At 66.3% G+C, this 19,701-nt stretch carries 13 protein-coding genes, 1 tRNA gene and 2 pseudogenes; 7 read left to right on the top strand and 9 right to left on the bottom strand.

Annotated elements, in window-relative coordinates; translation table 11 throughout:
- Window position 1: 1 nt before the first annotated feature.
- Window positions 2-1,396, top strand: a complete 1,395-nt coding sequence (locus tag FHR37_RS14145) for an extracellular solute-binding protein (RefSeq protein ID WP_092883450.1) — start codon at window positions 2-4, stop codon at window positions 1,394-1,396.
- A gap of 83 nt (window positions 1,397-1,479) precedes the next feature.
- Here the strand turns inward: FHR37_RS14145 and FHR37_RS14140 are convergent.
- A pseudogene (locus FHR37_RS14140) lies at window positions 1,480-1,959 on the bottom strand (tyrosine-type recombinase/integrase); the annotation flags it as partial.
- Between the two features lie 21 nt (window positions 1,960-1,980).
- Window positions 1,981-2,838, bottom strand: a pseudogene (locus FHR37_RS32470) (IS5 family transposase).
- 693 nt (window positions 2,839-3,531) lie between these two features.
- On the opposite strand from FHR37_RS32470, the gene FHR37_RS14130 reads away from it, so the two are divergent.
- Window positions 3,532-4,572 (top strand): hypothetical protein, encoded by a 1,041-nt coding sequence (locus FHR37_RS14130; protein ID WP_139239277.1) that lies wholly within the window; start codon window positions 3,532-3,534, stop codon window positions 4,570-4,572.
- Window positions 4,573-5,040: 468 nt separating this feature from the next.
- Here FHR37_RS14130 and FHR37_RS14125 read toward each other — a convergent pair whose 3' ends face one another.
- The 4 genes from FHR37_RS14125 to FHR37_RS14110 all read right to left on the bottom strand — a co-directional run bounded on the left by FHR37_RS14125 (window position 5,041) and on the right by FHR37_RS14110 (window position 9,723).
- Complete coding sequence (locus tag FHR37_RS14125) at window positions 5,041-6,273, bottom strand: hypothetical protein (RefSeq protein WP_139239276.1); 1,233 nt, start codon at window positions 6,271-6,273, stop codon at window positions 5,041-5,043.
- Between the two features lie 91 nt (window positions 6,274-6,364).
- Window positions 6,365-7,885 (bottom strand): pentapeptide repeat-containing protein, encoded by a 1,521-nt coding sequence (locus FHR37_RS14120; RefSeq protein WP_092890804.1) that lies wholly within the window; start codon window positions 7,883-7,885, stop codon window positions 6,365-6,367.
- A 359-nt stretch (window positions 7,886-8,244) separates the two neighbouring features.
- The gene (locus FHR37_RS14115; RefSeq protein ID WP_179771003.1) at window positions 8,245-9,558 is read right to left on the bottom strand and encodes a tyrosine-type recombinase/integrase; all 1,314 of its coding nucleotides are present in this window, start codon (window positions 9,556-9,558) and stop codon (window positions 8,245-8,247) included.
- 92 nt (window positions 9,559-9,650) lie between these two features.
- Window positions 9,651-9,723, bottom strand: a tRNA-Arg gene (locus tag FHR37_RS14110).
- A 216-nt stretch (window positions 9,724-9,939) separates the two neighbouring features.
- Between FHR37_RS14110 and ssb the strand changes: the two genes are divergently transcribed.
- Together ssb and ettA are read left to right on the top strand one after the other, a co-directional pair.
- Complete coding sequence (gene ssb, locus FHR37_RS14105) at window positions 9,940-10,575, top strand: single-stranded DNA-binding protein (protein ID WP_092883448.1); 636 nt, start codon at window positions 9,940-9,942, stop codon at window positions 10,573-10,575.
- Between the two features lie 192 nt (window positions 10,576-10,767).
- Entirely contained in the window at window positions 10,768-12,450 is a 1,683-nt protein-coding gene (gene ettA / locus FHR37_RS14100) for an energy-dependent translational throttle protein EttA (RefSeq protein WP_092883447.1), read from the top strand.
- Window positions 12,451-12,539: 89 nt separating this feature from the next.
- Here ettA and FHR37_RS14095 read toward each other — a convergent pair whose 3' ends face one another.
- Window positions 12,540-13,115 (bottom strand): MarR family winged helix-turn-helix transcriptional regulator, encoded by a 576-nt coding sequence (locus tag FHR37_RS14095; RefSeq protein ID WP_092883446.1) that lies wholly within the window; start codon window positions 13,113-13,115, stop codon window positions 12,540-12,542.
- A 101-nt stretch (window positions 13,116-13,216) separates the two neighbouring features.
- Here FHR37_RS14095 and FHR37_RS14090 point away from each other — a divergent pair, with 101 nt between their 5' ends.
- Window positions 13,217-13,768, top strand: coding sequence for a YceI family protein (locus tag FHR37_RS14090; RefSeq protein ID WP_092883445.1), 552 nt, complete (start codon window positions 13,217-13,219; stop codon window positions 13,766-13,768).
- 175 nt (window positions 13,769-13,943) lie between these two features.
- Window positions 13,944-14,366 (top strand): acyl-CoA thioesterase, encoded by a 423-nt coding sequence (locus FHR37_RS14085; RefSeq protein WP_092883527.1) that lies wholly within the window; start codon window positions 13,944-13,946, stop codon window positions 14,364-14,366.
- A 160-nt stretch (window positions 14,367-14,526) separates the two neighbouring features.
- On the opposite strand, the gene FHR37_RS14080 is transcribed toward FHR37_RS14085, so the two are convergent.
- A complete protein-coding gene (locus tag FHR37_RS14080; protein ID WP_092883444.1) occupies window positions 14,527-15,186 on the bottom strand; it encodes a DUF1707 SHOCT-like domain-containing protein in 660 nt (219 codons plus the stop codon).
- A gap of 421 nt (window positions 15,187-15,607) precedes the next feature.
- On the opposite strand from FHR37_RS14080, the gene FHR37_RS14075 reads away from it, so the two are divergent.
- A complete protein-coding gene (locus FHR37_RS14075) occupies window positions 15,608-17,071 on the top strand; it encodes a Gfo/Idh/MocA family oxidoreductase (protein ID WP_092883443.1) in 1,464 nt (487 codons plus the stop codon).
- 37 nt (window positions 17,072-17,108) lie between these two features.
- Here FHR37_RS14075 and FHR37_RS14070 read toward each other — a convergent pair whose 3' ends face one another.
- Window positions 17,109-19,382 (bottom strand): glycosyl hydrolase family 95 catalytic domain-containing protein, encoded by a 2,274-nt coding sequence (locus FHR37_RS14070; RefSeq protein WP_237768787.1) that lies wholly within the window; start codon window positions 19,380-19,382, stop codon window positions 17,109-17,111.
- Window positions 19,383-19,701: the final 319 nt, after the last annotated feature.

Here is a 19,701-nt window from a genome sequence, read left to right as displayed (position 1 = left end):
CATGCGCCGGTTGCACCTCCTTCTCCTGGCCGGGCTCCTCGCCCTGCTCTCGTTGCTTGCCAATTGTGCTCCGTCGCAGCAGGCAAAGAGTGAGAGCAACGACCTGACAGCGATGACCAACGCGGGCATCTTCGCCGGGCTCACACCGGCCTCCCTCAAGGAGAAGAGCACTATCTCCTCGTGGTATCGCATTTACCACCCTCTCTGGCAGAAGAAGTTCCCGAAGCTGAAGATAAAGGAAGTCAAGGTCGCCGACGACAATGCTGAGGTTACCAAGACTCTGCTCGCGGTAAATGCGGGCAACCCGCCCGACCTGATCGGCGTCCATGGGCAACTTCCGCAACTCGTCAAGCGCGGTGCGGTCGAAAACCTCGACAAGTACTACGAAGCTGCAGGTATCAAGCCCGACTATTTCCTCAAGCCCCTCGCGGACTACGTGCGCTATGACGGACACTGGTATGGTCTGCCGGGCGCGAGCAACCCTACGACCGGGACGATTCTTTACGTTCCGAAGCTCGTGCAGGCGGCGGGTGTAGATCCGAACCGCATGCCCAAGACCTGGGACGAGCTGTGGACAGCAACGAAGAAGGTAACGAAGTTCGACGCGAAGGGGAACGTCCAACGCATCGGCCTTCCGGTGGATACCGGCCTGACCTGGGTCAATCTGTACTGCGGCCGACAGGTTGCGTATGACCAGGCGACGAACAAGTTCCACGCTGACGACCCTTGCGTGAAGGACTACTTCCGTTTCAACAAGCGCCTGGCCGACTTCTACGGCGGAATCCAGAAGTACACGAAGTTCATCAGTGGCGACCAGACGGTATGGAACTGCTCGCCGAAGGCCTACATCCTCACCGGGAAGGTTCTGTTCAGCCTCGACGCCTACTGGTCGGGTGCGCAGATGGACACCTGCTACGACGTCGTGTGGAAGCTGGCGGCGCCACCAACCCCGCACGGAAAGACCAGCGAGTGGGCCGCTCTGGCACCGGTGGCATGGGTGCTCGCGATCCCTCGTGGAGCTGACAACCCGCAGCTTGCCTTCGACTTCGTGAAGTACACGGTCTGGGAGCACGGCGACTTGCTCGGTCCGACGACGAACGGGTACGTCCGGCCGGAGCAGGCACAAGCCTGGGGCGACAAGCTCATCGAGACACAGGCGCAGATCCGCAACAAGAACGGCTACGAGGGCAACCCGATGGCAGACGCGATGAAGCTCGTGACCAAGGGCGCCGAGCTCGGCCGTGCGATCTACCCCAAGGACGCAGCAGCACCCTACTTCTCAGAGCAGATGGCTCGAGCTTGGGAGCAGGTGGCATACAACAGGTCTACGGTCGATGATGCTCTGGAGCGGGCGCAGAAGCTGATCGAGGCTAACCAGAAGCAGAATGGGTCCTGACCCTGCGGTCACCGCTTCGGTGGATGTCATCAGCGTTCGGAAGTACTAAGCCGCGCATCGGGCCATCCGGTCCGGTGCGCGGCTTACGCTGACGGCGGTATGGGCGCAGGTGCGTCGAGGTCCATAGCGCTTCGTCGTCGGGGCCGCGGGGGCATCCTTCCGGCCAGCGACTTGGCAGCCCGTTGGTCGGCTTCGGAGACCCATGCGGCGTAGACGCGCAGAGTGGTGGCTCCTCCGCCGCCGTGGCCGAGTCGGCCGGCGATGGTCCTGACGTCGACGCCGGCGGCGATCAGCTCGGTCGCGGAGTAGTGGCGGAGCTTGTGCAGCGTCGTGCGGATGCGGAGGCTGGCGGCCATGCGTTCGTACCGCTGGCTTATGGAGGCCGGCGCCGGCGGCGTACATCCGCCTGGCTCGGGGGAGAAGACATAGCCGTCACCGGCTAGCGGTTCGCCGACCAGTTGTGCGTGCGCCTGGCACCTGGTGCGGTGTTCGGCCAGCACTTCGACCGTTTCGGGGTCGAGCACCACGCGCCGATGTTGATGCGTCTTGGTCGACTTCTCGACTAGGGCGTGTCCTGCGGATCTTCATCGGAGGAGGAGGATGAGGCAGGCGATGAGGACTTCGGAGCGGTAGTAGGCGGCTCTTTTGGCGTAGCGGGTGGCCAGGCCGCGGAACCGCTTGAGGCGGTTGAAGCAGCGTTCGACCACGTTGCGGTTCTGGTAGATCTCGGCGTCGAACGCTGGTGGGCGCCCGCCGGCTCGGCCGCGTTGTTTGCGGCGTTGGATCTGGTCGGCCCGCTCGGGGATGGTGACCTTGATTCGCCTGCGCCGTAAGGCTTGTAGAGGGATGGGAGTAGGCCTTGTCGGCCAGCACTCGCCCGACCTGCACCCGCACCCCGTCAGTCCGCAGGTCCGCGATCTCATCCAGCAGCGGCAGCAGTTGAGGGTTGTCACCCGCCGGACCCGGGGTGAGGATCACGCTGACCGGCAGCCCGGCTGCGTCGACGGCCAGGTGCAGCTTGCTGGTCAGCCCGCCCCTGGACCTGCCCAGGGCCTCTCCGGGCACGGCGAGGTCTTCGATCCAGTCCGCGCAGCCCCCTTTTTCCGGGCCCCAGCGGCATGCTGGTGTGCCCGGATGTAGGTGGAGTCCACACTGATCACCTACTCGACCTCACCGATCGAGTCGTCTTTGGTGACGACCTCGCTCATCAGCGTGTCCCAGGTGCCGTCCGCGGTCCATTTCCTTAACCGCTCATGGGCTGTCTTCCATGACCCGTAGCGTTCTGGCAGGTCACGCCACGGCGCCCCGGTACGCAGCTTCCACAAGATGGCGTTGACCACCTGCCGATGGTCACGCCACCTGCCACCAGGCGTTCCAGCGTCCGGCAGCAACGGCTCAGTACGCGCCCACGCCCGGTCAGTAACCTCACCCCGTCCAACCATCCACACATCGTGACCGAACGATCACCCAAGATCCGCAGGACACGCCCTAGAGACGGCCTCTTCCTCGTGCAGCGCGGGGCTCGTCGACTTCACGACAGCGCGCGTATCCACCATCATTTGAGCATGCCTCGAAGGTCACGCTCTCCAAGCTCGCGAGACCAGGTCTACGAATCCCTGAGAGTGTCCCTGCGTGACTCCGGTGTAGGACGCGGCCCCTGGGACGGTCCAGCCACCAACGGGATCATCGCCGGTATAGCGGACGCCGTAGAACTGGACATACGGCGCCGCCTAGCGGAACTGAACCCTCCTGAAATCATCCATTGGGCAGCAGGGGCGATGGCACGCTGCATCGATCTGCGGTTCGACGCGCTCGCCGCCACCAATAGATCGGTAAGAGCGGCCCGGGAAGCGCAGCGGTACACGGACAGCGAAGCCGTGTACAGCCTGCTCCTAGAGCTGGCTGCTCGGCAGCCGGTTCACGGCGGTCGACAGGATCCGAGCTCGCGAGACCGCGAGGCACTCGCGATCTTGGCGCACGAGCTAGTGCGGTTGCGGCCAGTGGCCGACCGAGTCGCAGCCCAACTCGTGACTGTAGGGCGAGCGCGACTGACCAAGCGAGGCACCTTCGACATCCAAGTCCGAGACCGGCTCCCTTTTCGGGCGTCCCAGTTTGACAACGCCTACGTCAGGCGGATGGCCGACTGGGATCTCAGCAGAGGAGCTACCGACTACGCCGTTGCTCAAGCTCTGGTTCGATCGCTCAAGAGCGGAACGGGGCTTCCTGACGAATTGGGTGATATCGATGCAGCGCTAAAAGCGGACCGCGAGTATGGATTCATCGATCTCATCGCAGCGCAGGAGTTCCTCAGCCAGGTCAGCGGCGCAGACGATGATAGCGTGCACGGGTGCAGGTTCTCCTGTCGCGAGGACCTAGATTCCAGCGTTAGGGCCAACGTTGAGAAGTTCGTGCCAGACGCTTCCCCCCACGGAGCGGCCGAGGCATGCAAGCACATGATTTGGACCCAAGATCTCCTTCAAAGGTCGCCACTCCAGGTGTTCGAGTATCGGGAATCGTTTGGTCGGCTATACAGCCGACCCATTCTCGAACTCTCTGACCGGTCACTTATGGTCCCTCGGAACGCACCTAGGCTCGCGCGCGTAGTGCTGCTGGCACGTGTTCTTGAAGGCACCTGGCCTGAACGGTTGTCATGGCAGGACACAGAGCTACGGAGAGCGCTCGACCAGCGCAGACAGCGCGTGCGCCCTGTTGCTGGGTTCGAGGCTGATCTGGCAAGGACCCTCGCCGCAACGGGGTTCGCCTACGTGACGGCTGTTAAGCAAAGCCAACGTGGTCAGCCCTCTGGAGTGCTTGGTGTGCCTGTGCGCACAGAGATCGATGCTGTGGTGGTCACGCCACAGACGATGACCATTTGGGTTCTGGAAGCAAAGGACCTAGCGATCCCATTCGCGCCGCGCCGCATCCGCAGTGAGCTCGACAAGTACCTCCGTCCTAGGGGGCACTTGGCGAAGCTGATGGACAAGGTTGAGGATATCGCCGCAAATCCCGCAACAGTCGCAACTCAACTCGGTGTGCCGGAGGCGTGGCCATTCGTGGTACGGGGATTGTTCGTGACTCGCGAGTTGGGCCCCGCAGCTTACATCGACGACCGCGTTCACGACTTCGTCACGATCGACCAACTGCCGAGCTTCCTGTCGGCCCATCGTATCCGGTGAGGTGAGAAGTTGAGTCAAACCTATGGTCCTCCAGAATCTGGGGCTTAACCCGTGACTGACAAGGGCCGCAATCGGGGCCGTGGGAAGTCTCAGGACACGGGGCCTGGGAGCAAGTGGCGGGACTCAAGGTGGGTGTCTGTGGAAGGTTTTAAGGACGAACCCACGGGTCATAGCGGGAGGTTGCAATATGTTCGCTGACCTGGGAGGCAAGCTCAACCCGCAGCGGACCGAGGCCATCGATTGAGGCGAGGACCTACTAACCTCTGCGGTTCGGTGCGGTCAGGGAGCTTGCCGTGGGCTACAAGTTGAGCTGTTGGATCCTCGGTTCGTTGTCCTACGTGGACGAGAAGTTGCGGGAGGCTCAGATCAGCCCGTGGCCATAGGTGCCGATGTCGCGGTGGCCGTGACGGTCGTCGAGCCAGGTGTCATCATCGCCGAACGGCGTAAGTAGCGATTTCACCTTGCCGATCACTGGCCGTCGTTCTCCCTCGAATAGAAGGTTTCTAGTTGCGGGAACCCGCGCTCGGCGAGATCTCGGCGGAGCCAATCAGGCTCCGCCGAGTACGCCGCGGCCCACCAATCTCGTTCGGAGATCGCGTCGTCGTGGAGCGCGAGAATGATCGTCTCGCGCACCGTGTGCGCGTTGACAAGGCGCCTGATCCCGTAGCCGTCCGGCGTGAGCGCGGTACGGTTCTCGGCTGTGTGGTCTGTCGAACCCAGGGCCACTGCCAACCCGGATGAGACAACGATTCCCGCTAGATGCCGGATGTCGCCCAGGTTGTCGCGGACTCCGGCCGCGAGTTCGCCCACTCGCTCAGCATGTTCCAGCTTGGCCCAATCAGTGAACTGGAAGAGCCCATCTAATGCGTCGATGCGCAGCCAGACCGGCGCAGGACCTGCGCTCTGGCGCACCTTTGCCTGTAAGACACGCCCGAAGCGGTGCCAACCGTTCCGGGCTATTCGGGCGCCAGTGAAGGTCCGCTGAGGGCTTGGATATCCGGGCGGCAGAACTTGTGCCGTCCCTACCGAGGACTGAACGATGCGAGCATCGGTAGCGTTGCCGGAACGGGCCGAAAGGGCAATTGCTTCCAGCCACTCCGCCGTTTCTACTTGGTTGGCGTGCGTGACTAGCTCTAGTGTTATTTGCACGTTACAGCGGATTTCGAGCGCGGTGACGACCTCTCGGATCCGGTGTTCGTAAGCTTCCCACTCTAGGTCCGTGTCGCCGCGGCCTAGGGTTGTAGTCTCAACCATGAACTGTCGCCTACCAGGGTGCGTGATTATCAGGTCTGACCGGTTTGCACTTCCGGTAATTTTAGGTTCGTACTGGATAACGGTCTCGGGCTCCCGAAGTGCACGACCAACTTCGAGTTGCAGTAGCGTGTGGCGCCACCCGTCGCTCGTCACGCCTCGCTTCAGTCCCTGCAGGACGGTCTTGAAGGTCGGCTCCTCTGCTGCAGCCTCCAACTGCATTACCAGTGCAAGAAACCTGGGCAGCACTAGAGAGTTGCAGCCAAGCAGATTGAACTCGGCCGGCCACCATCCTTTGGCCTCGTACTGGCGGCGCGGCCATGTCGGACCTAGGAGTCGCTCGGCCTGACTGATCGCGTGTTCAAGAGCGGCTGCGCCTGATGGACTGATGGAAATGCCAGCGAGTCGACTGCTGAGTACATCCCAGCTGGGTGCATCGTATTTTCGCACCTTAACCAGATCCCTATTCCAGTTCGATTACTTTAGTGTCACCGTGCCCCGACGTGGGACTCGCTAACTATGACGAATGGTGGGCGAAGGCCTACTCTTGCTCGACTGGCTTCGATGCTTCGTGTGTGATCTGGAACGCGTCACGAGCCGTCTCATCGAATGTGGCGCCCTTCCAGCTGTCGTTGTCGACCAGCAGAGCTGCGCCCTTCTGGAAAATGCACCGCTTGAACGCGGTCGCGGTCAGGTCAGCCCCTCTGAAATCGACCTTGCCGACGAAGGTGCAGGCATCAAAGGTGGTGTGCGCCAGGTGGGCACTGGAAAGGTCCGTTGAGGCGAGTCTGCAGTTTGCGATTGTTGCACCCTCGAGGTTGATCTGCCGCATCACGGCCCCGCCGATCAGGCAGTCCCGCAGCTCGCTTTCAGGTAGGTGCGACTGAGTTAGATCGGCTCCATTCAGGTCGGTGTTGGTGAGTTTCGCCCCGGAGGCGTCGATGTAGTGCGCGGTGATTCTCACCAGCGCTGATCCGTCGAACGTGCTGTGAGGAATGCGTGCACCCGAAAGGTTGGCATAGCTGAGATTGGCGCTTGTCGCGGTGAGGTGACTGGTCGCGGACACGTGCTGAAGGTTCGCTCGGATGAGCTGAGTATTTTCCAGGGTCACTCCACTGAGCCGTGCACCCGCCAGGGACGCACCGCTCAGCACAGCGCGCTTGAACGACGCGCCTTGGAGGCGGGCACCGTCCAGATGGGACTGTGCGAGCTGGGCATGGTCGAAGCAGGCGTTGGCGCAGTCCGCGCCGATGGCATGGATCGCGCCACGTGCTCCGGTCAGGTCGGCGGAGGTCAGCGTGGCCTTCGTGAAGACCGTGCCTTCCAGGCTCGCACCTCGCAGGTTGGCGTGCCCCAGTGCGGCCCTTGAGAAGATCGCCCTGTCCAGTACGGCCTTGCGGAACCTAGTCCTCGTGAGCCGAGCGTGAGCGAGGTTGACGCTCGTCAGGTCAGCTTCGACAAGGTCGGCGTTCGCGCGTTGATCCTCATCGATCTGCAGCAACAGGTGCAGCAGGATCTCCCTGGTGCGGTCGCGCATCCGCGATGCCGCTGCGACGTCGGCGCGTCGGGCGTCTGCCGTCGAGTTGGCTGATCCCGCCGGCTCGTCACCGATGGCACAGATCTGGGCGGCTACCCGGTTGTAGTGGACGGTCTTGTCGAGAGCGGTGCGGCCCAGCGTGATCACTGACAGCTTGATCGCCGAGGCCTCCTGCGACGACGCTTCGCCGAGGGCGGTGAGCAGCAGGTCGAGCGCCTCTTCGGGGTACAACGAGAGCGCGCTCATTACCCATCGACGGGCGGTCGGGTCCGTCGTCTCGCCTACGGCCTTGATGAGCTCGGCGGCACGCTGTTGACGTGCGTGCAACGCCTCGTTCCTGCGTTGCTCCAACTCGCGCTCCGCCAACTCCAGTTCCTGCCGTCGGCTGTCGTTGCGGGCGTCGGCGTATTTCTTGATTCCCCAAAGACCGGTTGAGGCGGCGGTCCCAATCGCGACGTACGCGGTGACCAGGTCTGCGTTCGCGAAGAATCCTGACGAGGCGAGTGCAGTAACCAGAGCCATCATCGCTGTCCTCCTTGCGCGTCACTGCACTAAAGGTTTGGGCGACCTACTGATGGATTCTATGCGTCAGCGGCTTCGATCCATGCAGGGATTGAAACCCATCCGCCCCCGCCCGCAGTCATGGGTGCCGCCGCGATGGCGGGCTGCAGGAGCGACCGTAGGATGTCAGCAAGCGGTCGCATAGGTAGCGCCGAGGACATACCCGATGCGCATTAGGTGGTTGTACGCGAACCACTGATGTGTGAAGGCCTGGCCGGAGGAAGCGTCGAGCGCGATGAAAGTGCTCTCAGTACGCACCAAAGCTGTCAATGGCCTTCGGAAGTACGGAAGGCCCACCCCGTGTGCCCTGCGCTCGTCCGGGCTCATGCCGATGGCGGTGCCGGAAGATTCACGCCGAGGTCTGTATTGGCTCGACGCCGCGGACGTGGGGGCATCCTTCCGGCCAGCGACTTGGCAGCCCGTTGGTCGGCTTCGGAGACCCATGCGGCGTAGACGCGCAGAGTGGTGGCTCCTCCGCCGCCGTGGCCGAGTCGGCCGGCGATGGTCCTGACGTCGACGCCGGCGGCGATCAGCTCGGTCGCGGAGTAGTGGCGGAGCTTGTGCAGCGTCGTGCGGATGCGGAGGCTGGCGGCCATGCGTTCGTACCGCTGGCTTATGGAGGCCGGCGCCGGCGGCGTACATCCGCCTGGCTCGGGGGAGAAGACATAGCCGTCACCGGCTAGCGGTTCGCCGACCAGTTGTGCGTGCGCCTGGCACCTGGTGCGGTGTTCGGCCAGCACTTCGACCGTTTCGGGGTCGAGCACCACGCGCCGATGTTGATGCGTCTTGGTCGACTTCTCGACCAGTTCGCCGGCCAGGTCCCGGGTCAGCGCGCGCTGGAGGAACACCAGACCGTTGGTGAGGTCGATGTCGGACCAGCGCAGAGCGCACAGCTCCCCGCGACGGGCGCCGAGTGCCATGGCGAGCCAGACGAAGGTGCCCCAGTCTGGATCCCGGTTCCATGCTTCCTCTACGAGGCGAGCGGCTTCCTCGGTCGAGGGAGGTGTGGGGTTGGGCGCCGGCTGGGCGGGCGCTTCGGTCTGGTCGATGGGGTTCACGGCGATCCAACGCCAGCGCATCGCTGCGGTGAACATGCCGCTGAGGATCCAGTGGATCTGCCGCCTGCTCGACGGCGCCAGGCCCCGGCACTTGTGCTTTCCGCAGCGGGCGTCGCACTCGTGGGGTCGGTCTGTGCGGTGCTCGGTGCGTCGCCGCCCGTTGCAGTGGTCTCTGCAGCGCCGCAGCTCTGCGTAGAAGGAGTCGATGACCTCGGCGTTGACGCGACCGACCTGTAGAGGACCAAGGATCGGGCGGATGTGCTTGCGGATGTTGCCCTCGTACGTCGTCCTGGTGCTCGTGGCCACGTCGACTACGTCGGTGAGCCACTTGTCGATGAGCTGGTTGACCGTCGCCGACGTCCGCGGGTGGCGCTGCTCGTCCACCTGGTTCTGCAAGCGTGTGAGCGCCTTCTCGGCTTGCTCGTACGCACGCGGCCCGGCCGGAATCGATTCAGTGAGGTAGCGGCGGCGTTTCGTCAGGGGATCGGTGCCGACGTAGACCTTGACCCTGAGATTGCCCGACGGGCGCTCCTCGATCTCGCCCCGGTGGCGTTGGCGACGCCTCCCGCTTCTGGCCATTCCCGCAGTCTAAGGCACTTTCGCACCCCGTTCCGCACCCAGCGCTCGGTGTCGAGAGGTCTTGAAGCTGCGTATTCGCAGGTCAGAGCGGGTGCGCCCGGGAGGATTCGAACCTCCGACCATCGGATTAGAAGTCCGGTGCTCTATCCGCTGAGCTACGGGCGCTGGTCCACGTCTGGAATGACCGCGTTCTGCTTCGTCGCGACAAGAGCGTAGTGGCCATGCCGGACGCGGACAGACTAGTACCCGCCTCCGGCGTGCCAGGTTTCTGTCCACAGGTGGCGGTTCGGCGGCTTTGTCCACAGGCGAGATTCGGGCAGGCCGACCCGCTGGCGATCCGGGCCAAAGTGGTGACCACGGATCACGAAGAAGGGTCGCCACATGAACGAGACGATGATCACCATCGCCGGCAACGTCGCCACCGAGCTGCGCTTCGTCCGCTCAGATCGCGGCACGTCGCTCGTGTCCTTCCGGCTCGCATCGACCCCGCGGCGCTACGACCGCAACCAGGGCGGCTGGGTCGATGGCCATACGACGTACGTCACGGTCGTCTGCTGGCGCACCCTTGCCGAGAACGTCGCCGGCAGTCTCCACAAGGGCGACCCCGTGGTTGTCTTCGGCCGGCTCCGAGTGGAGAACTGGGAGCGTGACGGGAAGGCGGGTACGACCGTCGAGGTCGAGGCCCAGGCGCTCGGTCACGATCTGTCACGGGGAACGTCGGCCTTCCGGCGCACCCGTCGTGAGCAGCGTGAGGTCACCTCCGACACCTCGCTGGCCGAGGAACTGGCCAGGAGCTGGGACACCGGCGAAGCCGCCGACGGCTCCGACGGCTCCGACGGCTCCGACCTGGCCGGCGAGGAAGCGACACCAGGCGACACCGACAGCCCGGACGGGCACACAGATGTCGGCGTCGATCATCCCGAGGACGGCGCGATGCCCACGCGCCGGCGCGGCAGCGGCCGAAGCCCCCTGGCCGATGCCGCCACCTCGGACGACGCCGATCGGCGGGCTGCCTGACAAGCCCGCCAGGAGAGTGCGCGGGCTTCCCTGAGCGCCCGCCTCTCCAGCTGCCGGGCGGCGGCCTCGGCCGCGGTGTAACCCACCCCCACCGCGGACGTGCCCCCGGACGCCGCCCGGCAGCACCCCCACGGCGCCCGTGTTGCAGGATGGTAGTTGTCTCGTTTGCCCCCGACCCCGAGGTGGAATCGCGTGCCGGAGTACATCTACACGATGCGGGGCGTCCGCAAGTCGCTCGGCGACAAGGTCGTCCTCAACGACGTGACGCTTTCCTTCCTGCCCGGCGTGAAGATCGGTGTGGTTGGTCCCAACGGCACGGGTAAGTCCACTCTGCTCAAGATCATGGCGGGGATGGAGCAGGTCTCCAACGGTGACGTGCTGCTCGCGCCCGGTTCGTCCGTGGGCATCCTGCTTCAGGAGCCGCCCCTGACCGAGGACAAGACCGTCCTGGAGAACGTCCAGGAGGGGGTAGCCGAGACCAAGCAGGCGCTCGATCGCTTCAACGAGATCTCCGCCGAGCTCGCCGATCCCGACGCCGACTACGACACGCTCCTCGCGGAGATGGGGGAGCTGCAGACCCAGCTCGACCACCGCGACGCCTGGGACCTCGACTCCCGGCTGGACATGGCGATGGACGCACTGCGCTGTCCGCCCGGTGAATCCGAGGTCACCCGCCTGTCCGGTGGGGAGCGGCGCCGGGTCGCGCTCTGCAAGCTGCTGCTGTCCCAGCCCGACCTGCTGCTGCTCGACGAGCCCACCAACCACCTCGACGCCGAGAGCGTCCAGTGGCTGGAGCAGCACCTGGCCGCCTACCCCGGCACCGTGCTGGCCGTCACGCACGACCGGTACTTCCTCGACAACGTCGCGGGCTGGATCCTTGAGCTCGACCGGGGCAAGGCGCACCCGTACGAAGGCAACTACACGACCTACCTTGAGACCAAGCAGCAGCGGCTGGGCGTGGAAGGCCGCAAGGACGCCAAGCGCAAGCGGATCCTCGAGCAGGAACTGGAGTGGGTACGCGCCAACCCCAGGGCCCGGCAGGCGAAGAACCGCGCTCGTCTGCAGCGGTACGAGGAGCTGGCGGCGGAAGCCGAGCGCGTGAAGAAGATCGACTTCGAGGAAATCCAGATCCCGGCGGGCCCACGCCTCGGCAATGTCGTCCTCGACGCGCACGGACTCAAGAAGGGGTTCGGCGACCGCGTACTCATCGACGACCTGTCGTTCTCGCTTCCCAGGGCCGGCATCGTCGGTGTGATCGGCCCCAACGGTGTCGGCAAGACGACCCTCTTCCGCATGATCGTGGGGGAGGAGAAGGCCGACGCCGGCGAACTGCGGGTGGGGGAGACGGTCAGCATCTCCTACGTCGACCAGACCCGGGGCAAGCTTCCGGCAGAGAAGAACGTGTGGGAGACCGTCTCGGACGGCCTGGACTGGATTCGGGTGGCCAGCTTCGAGATGCCGAGCCGCGCCTACGTCGCGTCCTTCGGCTTCAAGGGCCCGGACCAGCAGAAGCGGGCCGGGATCCTCTCCGGCGGAGAGCGCAACCGGCTCAACCTCGCGCTGACGCTCAAGCAGGGCGGCAACATGCTCCTGCTCGACGAGCCCACCAACGACCTGGACGTCGAAACGCTCCAGTCGCTGGAGAACGCGCTGCTGGAGTTCCCCGGCTGTGCGGTCGTGACGTCCCACGACCGGTGGTTCCTCGACCGGGTGGCGACGCACATCCTCGCCTGGGAGGGTACGGACGAGAACCCCGGGAAGTGGTTCTGGTTCGAAGGAAACTTCGCCGACTACGAGGCGAACAAGGTCGAGCGGCTCGGCCCCGAGGCGGCTCGTCCGCACCGGGTCACCTACCGCCGGCTCACCCGCGACTGAGCGGACAGGCGGCCGGAAGTCACTGACCGGTGACGACCGGCCGCGACCCTGACGTCATCGCAGGCGCGCCGACCGAAGGTAGGTCGGGCTCAGCCGGTAGTCGACGTCTCCGGGGTGGCAGATGCATTGGCATCTGCCACCCCGTTGTCGTCTTCCTCGCCCGGGCATACCGTCACGACCTCACCCACGCGGTCGACCTGCCTACCCGCCAACGCAGCCGTGTTGCGGGCGCTCACCGCGGCGAACACCCGGCCGAGCGCGGCCAGGTCCTCTTCGCTCACCAGGTCGATGAGCCCGTCGCGCACACCCGCCACATGGGAAGGGGCCGTCTCCACCAGCTGGGCGTACCCCTTGTCCGTGAGCCTGGCCAGGACACCTCGCCGGTCCGACGGGCAGGCCTCCCGCTCGACCATGCCGGCCGCCTCCATCCGGGCGACGGTGTGGGTGAGCCGGCTTCGGGAGTGATGCACCGACTGGGCGAGTTCGGCCATCCGAAGAGTGCGGCCAGGTGACTCCGACAGCCGAACCAAGATCTCGTACTCCGGCATCGACAGCCCCAAGGCCCGAAGATCACGGTCGATGCGCTCCATCAACTGCGCGCTTCCGAGGAGGTAGGCGCGCCAGGCTCGCTGCTGCTCAGCGCTGAGCCACTTCGTTGATCCCATGCGCTCAGCATACTGGGTGGTTGACAGTTCAACCAAAGACCTGGCACCATGGCGGTCGTAGGAAGGTTGAATCTTCAACATACTGCTGTGGAGGGCTATCTATGAGCACCCTGACGACCCCGACCGAGTTGACCACGGGAACCTGGACGATCGACCCGGTTCACTCCGAGGTCGGCTTCACTGTCCGTCACCTCATGACCAAGGTGCGTGGTTCGTTCCGCGACTTCGAGGGGACCCTCGAGGTCGCCGGCGACGCGGCCGCGTCCAAGGTCAACGTGCAGGTCCAGCTGGCCTCGATCGACACCGGAAACCAGCAGCGCGATGACCACGTCCGCTCCGGTGACTTCTTCGACATCGAGAAGTTCCCGGCGATGACCTTCGTGTCCACCGGCGTACGGCCGCACGCGGACGGGTTCGTCCTGGTCGGCGACCTCACCGTCAAGGACGTCACCAAGCAGGTCGAGTTGGTCGGCGAGTTCCTGGGGGTCGAGGACGACGCCTACGGCAACACCCGCGCGGGATTCGACGCCACCACGACCATCAACCGCAAGGACTTCGGCGTCGACGCCAACGTCCCGCTCGGTGGCGAGAAGTTCCTGATCGGCAACGAGATCGCCGTCCAGCTCTCGGTGCAGGCGGTCCTGCAGAAGTAAGTACGGCCCGTACGACCCACGGCAGCAGCGGGGTGGCTCGAGCGTCGCTCGAGCCACCCGTTGCGCGTCTTCGGCACAGCGGTCCGGCTTCGACGCCCCGATGACGGGCGCGGGGCAGACACCCGGCGCGGACCAGGGCGACCCGGGCCGCGGGCGGCCTGAGAGGATCGCCACCGTGAGTCGTTTCGTCTTCCGCTGCCCGATGCGCTGGTCCGACATGGACGCGTACGGACATGTGAACAACGTGGTCTACCTCCGCTACCTGGAGGAGGCGCGGGTCGCGATGTTCTTCGAGGGCGCGCGGACCGCCGGGGTGAGCACGTTCGAGGGGGAGTTGGTCGTCGTCCGGCACGAGATCGACTACCGGCGCCCGCTGGTGTTCGGGCCCGAGCCGATCGTGGTGGAGACCTGGGTGACCGACATCCGGAACTCGTCCTGCTCGCTGCGCTACGAGGTCCGGACCAACGATCTGGTCCACGCCGAGGCGCGCAGTGTGCTCGCCGCCTACGACGCGAAGGCCGGCCACGCCCGCCGGCTGGCCGATCCCGAGCGGGCCTGGCTGGACAAGTTCCGCGACGACGCGGCATCCACGGCCTGACGCAGTACGCGCGGGCGGGACACCCGCACTGAACGCCGAACATGCGAGTCAGGAACACCACACTGGCGCAGCCCCCCCCGCACTGACGCTGAACGCGCAGGTCGGGACACCCGCATCGACGCAGTACGGGCGGGGTTGGGCGTCCGCTGCGGAACGCGACCTAGGCCGACTCGACCTCGGCGCGCTGCGTGCCGCCATCCTCGCGGGGCTTCTGCTTCACGTCGATCCCGCCCCAGAACGCGAACCCGGTGACACGGACGATCGGCCTGCCGTCCTGCGGGTCGGAGTGCTGGGAGGTGCCGTCGAAGCCGCCCATGATCCCCACGCCGTCGATGGTCACGGAGACGTCGTCGGGGACCACGATCTCGATGCCGCCCATCACCGCGAAGGCGCGGATCGTCGTCTCCTGCTGGGTGAAGCGCGCCTCGCGCAGGTCGAGCTGGACGCCACCCATCATCGCGAACGCGGTGTAGGCGGGCGGCACCAGCCAGGCGCCGCGGCGGGTGGCCCCCGACAGCACCGCGATCGAGAACGACTGGCCGGCCGCCCCACCGGTGATCCGCGAGTCCGGCCCAGCGGGGGCGGTGGCCGCCCGTGGCGGGTGCTCGACCGTCGACCCCACGCCGGGCAGGTCGCTGGTGAAGCGTTCGAGCTCGGCGTAGGTCTTGGCCGCGTAGACGCCCTCAAGTCGCTCGTCGAGTTCTTCCAGGGTGAGGCGGCCCTCCCCGGCGGCGTCGCGGAGCACTTCGGCGACACGCTGCCGGTCGGAGTCCGAAGCCCGCAGGTGGCTCGGGCCGGTGGGTTCGGGAAGCTGGCTCACGGCGCAAGTTTAGGGTCTGCGCCGCCGATCATGCGCTATTGGCGAGCGGGCGGCAGAGTCCGGACTCCGCATGTCCGGCGGCCGACCTTGCCTTGCCACCCTCGGTTACGGTGGTCTACGTTCCGAGCAAGCGCTTACCCGCCTGCCCGGACGCTCCAGCCACGGAGGACGTGCCCGGGTTGGAGGGAGCGCCGTTCGGCTGGTGTGGATCGCCGGCAGTTCGCAGGGCAGGTCGGAGGACGGTTCGCAGGACAGATTGCCCAGCGGTTCGCAGGGCAGTTTTGCAACTGTTCGCCGGCACTTCGCACAACAGATCGCAGAGCAGAAGGCACTGTAGGTCGCCGAACAGAGCGGTTCGGCGCGCAGGTGCAGGTGCAGTTGCAGTGCAGGTGCAGGTGCAGACCGCCGAGAGGGAGTCTCGATGACCACGGAGCAGCCGTCCACCCAGGAGAGCGCCGTCGCCGCCGGAACCGCCGCCGTGGCCGGGTCCGGTGGAGCGCGGACCAGATATGCCGTGGTCGGGCTCGGGTCGCGCTCGCGGATGTTCACCACGGCACTGCTCACCGAGTACCGGGACCGGGGCGAACTGGTCGCCTTGTGTGACCCGAACGAGACGCGGATGAGCTACCACAACAAGTCGTTCGCCGATGCCCACGGCACCCAGCCGATCCCGACGTACCGTCCGGACGAGTTCGTCTCGATGCTCGCCGAGCAACGCGTGGACGTGGTGATCGTGACGTCGATGGACCGTACGCACGACCACTACATCGTCACCGCCATGGAGAACGGCTGCGACGTCATCAGCGAGAAGCCGTTGACCACCGACGCCGACAAGTGTCAACGCATCCTTGACACCCAGGCGCGCACCGGCCGGAAGCTGACCGTCTCGTTCAACTACCGCTACGCGCCGCGCAACTCCGCGGTCAAGGAGATCATCCAGTCCGGCGCGATCGGCGACGTCCTGTCCGTCCACTTCGAGTGGGTGCTGGACACCAGGCACGGGGCGGACTACTTCCGCCGCTGGCACCGCGACAAGCGCAACTCCGGCGGGCTGATGATCCACAAGGCCAGCCACCACTTCGACCTGGTCAACTGGTGGCTGGGCGAGACACCGCGGACCGTCTTCGGCTTCGGCGACCTGCGGTTCTACGGCCGCGACAACGCCGAGCAGCGCGGCGAGGCGCCCCGCCCCTACCGCAGCCACGGCAGCCCCGGCCTGGAGTCGGACCCCTGGGCGATCGACCTCGCCGGCGAACCGACGCTGCGCGCGCTCTACCTCGACGCCGAGCACGAGGACGGCTACATCCGCGACCGCAGCGTCTTCACCGACGGCATCAGCATCGAGGACGACATGGCGGTGCTGGTGAAGTACCGCTCCGGCGCGACCCTCACCTACCACCTCACGGCGTACTCGCCGTGGGAGGGCTACCGCGTCATGTTCAACGGCACCAAGGGCCGGCTCGAGCTCGACGTGGAGGAGCGCTCCTACGTCAGCGGCGCCGCGCAGGATCCGAACAAGCCGGGTGCCGGCAGCGCGGACGACACCGACCCCACGAACCCCGAGCAGAACGCGGACAGGCCGCCGGCCACACCGATCGACGCGGCCCGGCTGACGCTGCGCCCGCTGTGGGACGTGCCCCGCCGGGTCGAGGTCGAGGAGGGCAGCGGCGGCCACGGGGGTGGCGACCGGCGGCTGCTGAACGACCTGCTCGGTGACGCCGAGGCCGACCCGCTGGGCCGCGCCGCGACGCATGTCGACGGGGCGTACGCGATGCTCGTCGGCGCGGCCGCCAACCGTTCGTTCGCGACCGGAGCCCCGGTCGAGATCGCCGACCTGGTGGCGTTCCCCGGCGGCGGAGCCGAGAAGCGACAGGGGCCGAGGTAACGCCGCGACGCCCGTCCGGATGCTGGGGGGGGCCGGCTCAGCCGGCCCGCAGCCGGTAACGGTGGCCGGCGTGTGCGGTGAAGCCGATCACGTGGTCGACGTCGTCGCGGCTGTGCGACACGGGCTCGCCGGTGGTGCGGTCGGTGAGCGAGTACGCCGATCCCACGAGGTTCGTGCACAGGCGCAGGTCACGGGTCTGGCCGGGTAGCAGGTCGATCCGGTCCGCCCGGCAGTCCACCCAGGTGGCGTCCACGGTGATGTCGCCTCGGGCCCGCAGCCCGCACACCCGGCCCCGGGACCACGCCGCGGGCAGGGCCGGCAGCACGTGCACGAACGCCGTCCGGCCCTCCAGCCTGCTCTGTAGCAACATCTCGGCCACACCGGCCGTGGCGCCGAGGTTGCCGTCGATCTGGAACGGCGGGTGGGTGTCCCACAGGTTGGGCAAGGTGGAGTTGCGCAGGAGCTCGCCCAGCATCAGGTGGGCGTGGTCACCGTCGAGCAGCCGCGCCCAGAAGTTGATTTTCCAGGCCTTGCTCCAGCCGGTGCCGCCGTCGCCGCGGGCGCGCAGGGACACCTGTGCCGCCTTGGCGAGTTCGGGCGTGACGAGCGGGGTGACCTGGCTTCCCGGGTGCAGCGCGTAGAGGTGTGAGACGTGCCGATGGTCGTCGGTGGCGACGTCGAGGTCGCCCTTCCACTCCTGCAGCTGTCCCCAGGAACCGATCCGCAGCCCGGGGTCGAGACGGGCCAGGGTGTCAACCAAACGTTGACGGAGCTCGTGGTCGGTGTCCAGCACCTGTGCGGCGGCGAGCGTGTTGGACAGCAGGTCCCACACGATCTGCTGCGACATCGACGCGCCGGCGGTCACCGGCCCGTGCTCGGGTGAGTAGCTCGGGGACACCACCAGCGTCCCGTCGGCGTCCTGGACGAGGAACCCGAGCCAGAACCGCGCCGTCTCGGCCATGACGGGGTAGGCGCGTTCGCGCAGGAAATCCACGTCGCCGCCGAACTCGTAGTGCTCCCACAGATGGCGGCACAGCCACGCGCCGGCCTCGGGAAACCAGAACGCCGTCGGCCAGTCGTGCACCCCGTTGAAACCCCAGACATTCGTCTGGTTCTGGACAACCCAGCCACCAGCGCCGCAGATCTGACGAGCCGCCTCCCGGCCGGGTGGACGCAGGCCGTCGATGTAGTCGATCAGCGGCCCGACGGTCTCGGCGAGGTTGGTGACGTGGGCCGGCCAGTAGTTCATCTGCAGGTTGATGTTGACGTGGTAGTCGCTGTTCCACGGCGGCGTGGTGGAGGTGTTCCAGCCGCCCTGCAGGTTGGCCGGCAGCGACCCCGGCCGGGACGAGGCGATCAGCAGATATCTGCCGTACTGGAAGAACAACGTCTCCAGCGCGCGGGCGTCCGGACCCCGCAGACCGTGCGTGCCGCCGTAGCGGGTGAGGAGTTCGTCGGTGGGCATCGGCGAACGTGCGGGCTGGCCGAGGTCGAGGTGTACGCGGCCGAAGAGGTTCGCGTGGTCGGCGACGTGTGCGGCACGCAGACTCGCGTACGGCTGCGCGGCGGCGGCGTTGACCCGGCGGGTGAGCCGGCGGTGCGGGTCACGGCCGCGATAGTCGGGGAAGGTGGGGGAGTACGACGTGCCCACGCCGAGGATGACAGTGACCGCGTGCGCCTCCCGGACGAGCACGGAATCCTCGCAGTCGAAGAGCATTCCGTCCTCGGCGACGACCAGCACCTGCGCCTCGTAGCCGAGATTGTTGTCCGGAAGCGAACCTCGGACGGTGATCCGGCCGTTGTGCACATGGACGCGTGCGTCCGGATGCGGCATCTCCAGGCACACTGTCAACGACAGGTTGCGCGGCTCACTCGCCCGCAGCCGGGTGACCAGCACGTCGGCGGGATAGCTGGCGAAGTGCTCGCGGGTGAAGCGCACCCCGTCCAGGTGGTAGTCGACCCAGGCGACTCCCTCGGACAGGCTGAGACCTCGCCGGTAGTCGAGGGCGGCGACGCCGGGATCGTGCAGTTCGAGAACGAGATCGCCGAACGGCTGGAACGCGCCGAACGCCGTGGCGTGCTGGCCGAGAGCGGCCGCCAGCCGGGTGGGCTCGACCGCGCCCGCGGCAGCGATCTCGCGGCGTACCTCGTCCAGCGCGCCGGGACGTGGCTGCTCCCACAGGCCGTGGCGGTAGGACCGGCCGTTCTCGACCGCACCCGGTCCGCCGGTCCACAACGACTTCTCGTTCAGGGAAAGGCGTTCGGTGGCTATTCCGCCGAACACCGACGCGGCAAGGCCGCCGTTGCCGATCGGCAGCGACTCGCGCTCCCAGTCGTCGGCCGGCGCTTCGTACCACAGCGTCGACGCGTCGACGGCATCGGGAATCGAGGAGTGGGCAGCCGATCGTGAGGACGTGATGGCGAGCCTCCTGACGAGTGAGGTCGGGAACGGGCTCGAGCTAGTCCTTGATCGTACCTCCGTGATTTCGGCCGTGTCAGGAAGAAAACTTCATCGAGATGAGCGAAGTAGGACACGCGAAACGCATCCGCGAAGCGAGGAAGAGCAGCAGCAGAACGCGAACTGCCGGGTGGAGAGTCCCGTTGGGGGGACCCGCCACCCGGCAGGTGTC

The organism is Actinopolymorpha cephalotaxi, assembly GCF_013408535.1.
GTDB lineage: Bacteria > Actinomycetota > Actinomycetes > Propionibacteriales > Actinopolymorphaceae > Actinopolymorpha > Actinopolymorpha cephalotaxi.
The sequence above is the reverse complement of the archived record's forward strand: the minus strand, read 5'-3'. Positions and strand labels throughout refer to the sequence as shown.